Here is a 1,037-nt window from a genome sequence, read left to right on the forward strand (position 1 = left end):
AAGCTAATAGAAAGCATATCTGTATGAATAATACCTGGATTGAGGGGTATAGCTGCCATCCCACTCGGCAATTCTTGTGCCAAAGAACGAGTTAATCCTTCTATTGCCCACTTGGAAGCACAGTATGGTGCAACTTGGGCTGAAGTCGAACGTCCCCAGCCAGAACTAAAGTTCACAATAATACCTCGTTTCTTTTTCACCATTGCTGGTACGAAATGGCGAATTATATTCGCTACTCCTTTTATATTGATATCTATAATATCCGAAAATTCTTCGGATGGTATTTCCCACAAAGGTGCTAGGTAATTAGTAATTGCCGCATTATTAATCACTATATCTGGCGGCGCATATTTTTGAAGTACGTATTCTGACCATTTTTTTACAAGCTGTTCATTTGCCACGTCTAAAGATGTGAAATCGTTGGGCGCACTATACGAATGGCTTATTTTTTCAATAGCATCTGATGAACGGGCGCAACCAATAACAGTATGTCCCTGTTGAATAAAACCCTCGGTCATCGCATAACCTAGACCTTTACTTATGCCTGTAATTAAGATGAGCTTAGTCATATTTTTCTGGTATTCTAGGTAATGGATGGGATACCATGTCTCTTTATAATCAAAACTATTCGGATCGCTGCCGCCCCCAGGCTGTTTTGAGTGAAAACTATCTCTGACATTAACTTCTTTCTCAAACATTTTTGATGTTTCTTAATTTTTATTGCCTACTCTCAGATTTATTTTAGCTAGTATGAACATTGCCTGTATGGCGATCGCAATTACATTATTTATTTGATGAATAGCCACTAAGACGGCAGATAATATGCTATTGGTAAACACTGACAAGTTTCTCAATCCTCCCCTACGCCGAGAACTCTTACCCCATTACCCTGCTTGAATAGTGGCTAAAACAAAAACTGCCTTCAAATACTTGGAACTTGGACACACCTGGGTAATGTTGAACTATAGGATTTTTGCTTTTAACTTGCTATAAATCAAAGGTTATTTTACTTGACAGGAAATGCCGACTTCAATAAT

General features: G+C 38.4%; 2 protein-coding genes. Both read right to left on the bottom strand.

Annotation, left to right across the window (positions count from 1 at the left end):
* Positions 1-698 (bottom strand): SDR family oxidoreductase (locus V7K55_RS25155; RefSeq protein ID WP_334835700.1); only part of this gene is annotated, 698 nt, incomplete at its 3' end.
* 12 nt (positions 699-710) lie between these two features.
* A complete protein-coding gene (locus tag V7K55_RS25160) occupies positions 711-839 on the bottom strand; it encodes a hypothetical protein (RefSeq protein WP_334835702.1) in 129 nt (42 codons plus the stop codon).
* Between the last annotated feature and the right edge of the window lie 198 nt (positions 840-1,037).

Origin of the sequence: Nostoc sp. (genome assembly GCF_036919895.1) — a bacterium.
GTDB lineage: Bacteria > Cyanobacteriota > Cyanobacteriia > Cyanobacteriales > Nostocaceae > Nostoc.